Source organism: Aromatoleum toluolicum (assembly GCF_012911005.2).
Taxonomy (GTDB): Bacteria; Pseudomonadota; Gammaproteobacteria; order Burkholderiales; family Rhodocyclaceae; genus Aromatoleum; species Aromatoleum toluolicum.
Genome location: NZ_WTVS01000136.1, coordinates 1 through 6,092, shown reverse-complemented (window position 1 = coordinate 6,092; position 6,092 = coordinate 1). Strand labels below are relative to the sequence as shown.

General features: G+C 67.6%; 4 protein-coding genes. 3 read left to right on the top strand and 1 reads right to left on the bottom strand.

All coding sequences use genetic code 11. The features are described 5' to 3' along the window. Positions 1 to 52: 52 nt before the first annotated feature. On the bottom strand, positions 53 to 2,173 hold the full coding sequence (locus GPA27_RS27605; protein WP_169143617.1) for a TonB-dependent receptor: 2,121 nt from the start codon (positions 2,171 to 2,173) through the stop codon (positions 53 to 55). Between the two features lie 257 nt (positions 2,174 to 2,430). Here GPA27_RS27605 and GPA27_RS27600 point away from each other — a divergent pair, with 257 nt between their 5' ends. The 3 genes from GPA27_RS27600 to GPA27_RS27590 all read left to right on the top strand — a co-directional run bounded on the left by GPA27_RS27600 (position 2,431) and on the right by GPA27_RS27590 (position 5,934). Continuing rightward, positions 2,431 to 4,653 (top strand): TonB-dependent receptor, encoded by a 2,223-nt coding sequence (locus tag GPA27_RS27600; RefSeq protein ID WP_246261529.1) that lies wholly within the window; start codon positions 2,431 to 2,433, stop codon positions 4,651 to 4,653. Positions 4,654 to 4,713: 60 nt separating this feature from the next. Continuing rightward, the gene (locus GPA27_RS27595; protein ID WP_169143616.1) at positions 4,714 to 5,355 is read left to right on the top strand and encodes a PepSY-associated TM helix domain-containing protein; all 642 of its coding nucleotides are present in this window, start codon (positions 4,714 to 4,716) and stop codon (positions 5,353 to 5,355) included. A gap of 111 nt (positions 5,356 to 5,466) precedes the next feature. Next, the gene (locus tag GPA27_RS27590; RefSeq protein WP_169143615.1) at positions 5,467 to 5,934 is read left to right on the top strand and encodes a rhodanese-like domain-containing protein; all 468 of its coding nucleotides are present in this window, start codon (positions 5,467 to 5,469) and stop codon (positions 5,932 to 5,934) included. Positions 5,935 to 6,092 lie beyond the last annotated feature (158 nt).

Genomic DNA, 6,092 nt, shown 5'->3' with positions numbered 1-6,092 from the left:
TCCGTTTAACCCATCCCCACCCCAACCCTCCCCTTGAAGGTGAGGGAGCGAATCAGAACGCGTGCGTCAGCGTCAGCTTTGCGTTGAGCGGCGCGCCCGGACTGATGTTGGTGTCGCTGTGCGCGGTCGGGAAGTACTCCTTGTCGGTGAGGTTCTCGACGTTGAGCGCGACGCGCGTCCTGCCGCCCGCGAAGGTGTAGTACAGCGCGCCGTCGACGCGCGTGAAGGCCGGCAGCTTCACGGTGTTGCTGAACGACGTGTAGCTCGAGTCCTGATGGATCACGCCGAGGCCCGCCCCCCAGCCGTGGCCGAGGTCGAAACGGTTCCACAGCGACACCATCTGCTCCGGCACGAGGCCGACCTTGCGGCCCTTGGGCGCGCTGGAGGTCGTCTTGGTGATCTCCGCATCGAGGTTCGCGTAGCCCGCGAACACCTGCCACCACGACGTGAGCTTGCCCTGCAGGCCGATCTCGACGCCTTCGGTGCGCTGCTCGCCGGTCTGCACCAGACGGCCGCTAGCCGGGTTGGTCGGATCGCTGGTCTTCATGTCCTCGCGCGTGAGGCGGAAGATGGCGGCCGATAGCGTGAGGTCGGGATTGAGATCCCAGCGCGCGCCGATCTCGTGGTTGATCGCCTTTTCCGGCTTCAGGTCTTCGGTGTTCGCGGCCAGGCTCAGCTGCTCGCCCGAGGGCAGGAAGGCATAGCTGTAGCTCGCGTAGTAGGTCTGGGCCGGGGTCGGCGTCCACACGAGGCCGAAGCGCGGGCTGACCTCGGTATCGGTGCGCGACAGGTCCAGGCGCGTCGTGGTCGTGCGCTTGTCGTCGAGATCGACCTTGAACTGGTCCCAGCGCAGGCCCGCGAGCACCTTCCACTGCTCGCTGAGCGCGATCTGGTCCTGCAGGTAGGCGGCGACGGTGTCGGACTTCACGGTGTTGTTCGCGTCGGTGCCGTTGAAGCGGAAGCTCGTCGCGGTCGCGACGGGGTTGGCGGCCGACACGGTGGCGCTCGTCGAGTTGCCGAAGAAGCCGGTGTTGCGCTCGTTGTCGCTGTCCTGATGGCCCAGCTCGATGCCGGCGAGCAGGGTGTGCTTGAGGCTGCCGGTGGCGAACTTCGTCGTCAGGTCGGTCTGGTTGAAGACGTTGGTGCGCAGGTTGGAGCTGTTGTAGGCCGAGATGCGCACGTTGCCCGCGCCGTTGACGGCGCCGCCGGCGAAGACGTTCTGATAAAACTTGTCGTACTGCGTAACGCTCAGGCTGTTCTTCAGCTGCACGCCACCGAAATCGTGCTCCAGCACGGCGCTGAGCGCATCGACCATCGCACGCGACTTGCTCTGGTCGGCGTTGCCGAAGAAGGTGCTGCGCTGCGTGTCGAACGGACGGTCGCCCTGCGAGGGAATGCCGCGATCGGCGGTGCGCTCGTCGTACAGGCGCTCATAGGCGAGAGTCAGCGCGGTGTTGCCGCCCGGCGTCAGCGTCACGCTCGGGTTGAAGGCGTAGCGCTTGGCGTCGACGCCGTCGCGGAAGCTGTCGGTGCGCTCGGCCATCGCATTGATTCGCCAGGCCGCTGCATCGCTCAGCTTGTTGCCGACATCGACGGTGCCGCGCAGCTGGTCGAAGCTGCCCAGCATCACGCTCGCCTCGCCGACATGCCCGAACACCGGGCGCTTGGTCACGCGATTGACGATGCCGCCCGCGCCGCCGCGACCGAAAGTCATGCCGCCCGGCCCCTTGAGCACTTCGACGCGCTCGACGTTGTAGAGGTCGCGGAAGATCTGCGCGTCATCGCGAATGCCGTTCACGAAGAAGTCGGCGGTCGTGTTGTTGCCGCGGATCACCATCTGGTCGCGGTTGCCCTCGCCCTGTGCCGCGGTCGTGCCCGGCACGTAGCGCAGCACGTCGGAGATGCTGCGCATCGCCTGATCCTCGATCACGCTTTCGGGCACGACGGTGATCGACGCCGGCACTTCCTTCAGCGGCGTGTCGGTCTTCGTGAAGGTCGCCGAACGCGTGGCGCGATAACCCTGCACCGGGCCGTCGGCGCGCTCGATCTGATCCTGGACGAGCACCGGCGACAGCACCGCATCGGCGGCGAGAGCGACATTAGCGACATTGCCGCACGCGCTGGCGGCGAGCATGGCAAACACGACCGGCTTCAGCCGGGGACGGAACGACATCTTTCTACTCCTGTAGGAACCCTGGCTGGCTGGGTAGAGATGTCGCCTGGCTTGCCGTGGATGAAATTTCGGTACGGTGCGGACCCCGTGCGCGCCGGCTATGGCCGGTCGGAAACTGCCGGTTTGCGGACGTCACACTTGAGAACGATTCGCACTCTAAATGATAAGCATTCGCAACACAATGTATCCCTGTACATGGCGCAAGCGCGTTGTGGCGAAAACACAACGGCTCTTATTTGCGATTGATTCGCATTTACATGCTGGAATACAATCCGCGGAAACACAGCCAGCCACTCCGCCCCCTCCGACCGGATCGCCAGCCAGCAACATTCCCCGACCGGAGTCCCCATGCGTCTTACCACCCTCGCCGTGGCGATCGCGGCTGCGCTGCCCGCCCTCGCTGCCGCCCAGGCCACCCCGCCGTCACCGTCACCGCCGAACAGGGCGGCGCCGCGCCGTCCTACAATCCGCTCGTCTCCTCCTCGGCGACCAAGGGCACCGCGCCGCTGCGCGACATCCCGCAGACCGTCAACGTCGTCGGCCCCGAGCTGATCGCCGACCAGGGCGTGCGCTCGCTCGCCGACGCGCTGCAGAACGTGCCCGGCGTGACGCTCAATATGGGCGACGGCCAGCGCGACCAGTTCGCGATCCGCGGCTTCACGGCGATCGGCGACACCTTTGTCGACGGCGTGCGCGACGACGCGCTGTACTTCCGCGACCTCTCCAACACCGAACGCATCGAGGTCCTGAAGGGCCCCGCCGCCGTGCTCTACGGCCGCGGCTCCTCGGGCGGCATCATCAATCGCGTGAGCAAGCTGCCGACGACGCAGGCGATCCGCGAGATCACCGTGCAGCTCGACAGCGAAGGCGAAAGGCGCATCAGCTTCGACACCGCCGGCGCAATCGGAGGAGAGGGAGAGGGCGGCCACACCTTCCGCCTCACCGGCGCCTTCGAGGACTCGACCGGCTACCGCGACGAATCCTTCCTCAAGCGCGAGGCCATCGCTCCCTCAGTCGACCTCAAGCTCGGCGAGGACACCCGCCTGCTGCTGCAGCTCGCGCACAACGGCGACCGCCGCCCGACCGACTTCGGCATCCCCGACAACAACGGCCGCCCGCTCGACGTCGATCACGACACTTACTACGGCTCCGGCAACGCCGATCGCGACGACACGACCACCGCGACGATGAACACCGCGACGGCCACCCTGTCGCACCGCTTCAACGACGACTGGTCGCTGCGCAACGTGCTGCGCTACTACGACTTCAAGCTCGACCGCGACAACACCCTGTACCGTTCGGGCAGCGCCTACACGCTCTCCGGCGGCCAGCTCATGATGCAGCGCACCCACGGCCACGTCGTGCGCGACGAGGAAGGCTGGTTCAACCAGCTCGAACTCACCCAGCGCGTGAAGCTCGGCGGCCTGCAGCACACGCTGCTCTACGGCGTCGAGGTCGGCACCCAGGACAAGGCGCTCGACATCGACAACTGGATCGGCATCGACCGCGTGCCGCTCTACAACCCCGGCGGCGCGATCCCGCCCTACACGACGCGCGCGCCCAACTCGCGCACCATCGACAACGTCACGACACAGGACAGCACGGCCTTCTACGTGCAGGACCAGATCGCGCTCGGCGAGCAGTGGAAGGCGCTGGTTGGTGTGCGTCATGACGAGTACCGCCAGAAGACCACCGAGGCGACCAAGCCGGACTTCGAGCGCACCGACCCCGAATGGAGCCCGCGCGCCGGCCTCGTGTGGCAACCGGACGCGAGCCAGGCCTACTACCTCTCCGTGTCGCGCTCCTTCCAGCCCTCGGCCGAGCAGTTCCAGCTCTCCGCCTCCAACGTCGACGCCGACCCCGAGATCACTACCAACCACGAGATCGGCGCGAAGTGGGACTTCCTCGGCGGCGCGCTGTCGGCCGGGGCGTCGATCTTCCAGCTCGTGCGCGAGGACATGAAGATCACCGATCCGGCGACGCGCCAGACGATCAATGCGGGCAAGCAGCGCACCGAAGGCCTGGAGCTGTCGATCTCCGGCCGCCCGGCGCCGGGCTGGCAGGTCCACGCCGGCTACGCCTTCCTCGACACCGAGATCGTGAAATCGACCGCCACCGGCGGGGCGAACTTCGGCACCCGCCGCGTCACCGTGCCCTTCGAGGGCAAGGACGCCGCGCTGACGCCGCGCCACAGCGGTTCGATCTGGGTGACGCGGGACCTCGGCCGGGGCTGGAGCCTCGGCGGCGGCGTGCGCGCGCAGGCGTCGCAGTACGCCTCGCCCGACAACCTCGTGCGCCTGCCGGGCTTCGCGGTGTTCGACGCGGCGCTGCTCTACCGCAGCAAGGCCTACGACCTCACGTTCAACCTCAAGAACGCCTTCGACCGCGAGTACTGGGCGACCGCCCACGGCAGCGTCAATGGCCTGAACCAGCCCGGCGCGCCGCGCACGCTGCAGGCGACGGCGACCTACCGCTTCTGATCCTTGTCGGCATGCCGCGTACACTCCGCCTCTCCGCAAAACTGAGCTTCTGAGCCCGCCGTGATCCACCTCCACCACCGCCCGCCCAGCCATCGCGGCAACTCGCAAAAGTGGCTGCGCCGCATCCACGCCTGGTTCGGCCTTGCGCTCGCCGCGATGCTGCTGCTGTTCGCGACCACCGGCTTCCTGCTCAACCACCGCGCGGAGATGAAGATCCCCGCGCTCGACCGCAAGGAGGTCACCCAGCTGCTGCCCGTCGAGGCGGCACCGGCCGATCCCGCGGCGCTCGCCGCTATGCTCGCGCCGGCATTGGGCCTCGACGCGGCGACGCTCAAGTCCCGCGTCGAGCCCGCGAAGGCGGTGGGCTGGGGCGGCGGCGACATCCGGCAACCCGAACGCTGGATCCTGCGCGCGGACACGCCGTCGGAAACCGTCCAGATCGACTACTGGGTGGGCAGCCGCCAGGCCGAAGCCAAGCGTACACAGCCCAACCTGTGGCTCTACCTCGCACGCCTGCACATGGCGATCGGCACCGGACCCGCCTGGGTGCTGCTGTCGGACGCCGCCGCGCTCGGCCTCGCTTTCCTCGGCCTGTCCGGCTTCTGGCTGTGGGGCCGGCTGCACGGCTCCGCGCGACGGCTCGCGCTGCTCGCGAGCGGCGGCTTCGCCGTCGCGACCGGGCTGGCATGGGTCGCGGGCTGAAAAGCGGACGCCGCCCATATACAAGCACATGCTAATATGACGAACTCGGCTGCCGACGGCCGGTCTTATAAAGATGTATCGTCAGCCTCATCCTCCCCGCCGGAGTTCGTCATGCCCCTTCCCATCCGCCTCCTGACCCGCCGCGCACTGCTGCTCGCGGCAACCGCCATCCTGCTGCCGATTTCGGCCGTCCATGCGCAACAGGGCGCCGCGCCCGAAATCACCCCGGCCGAGGCACAGGCAAAGGCCAAGGCCGGAAAGATCACGCTGATCGACGTGCGCACGCCCGAAGAATGGCGCGAAACCGGCGTCGCACCGGGCGCCACGCCGATCAACCTGTACCATCCGGGCGGAGCGGAAGGCTTTGTCAAGGAAGTGGTCGCCCGCGTCGGGGGCAAACGCGACACCCCGATCGCCTTCATCTGCCGCAGCGGCAACCGCAGCGGCCAGGCGCAACGCCTGCTCGCCGCACAGGGCTTCACGAACGTGTACAACGTCCGCGAAGGCATGAGCGGCAGCACCGCCGGCCCGGGCTGGATCAGGAGCGGCCTGCCGGTCGAAGCCTGCAAGGTCTGCTGACGGGAACGCGCCGGAGCCGCAGACCGCGGCTCCGTTGCACGGACGCTGCACTGCAGCAAATTTCACCCAAGAGGCGTACCAAACCTGCGAGAATCGGGGCTTCCGTCGCATCCGCGAGCCGCCCGCCCCCGCCGTGATCCTCCGTCCCCCTGTCTCTT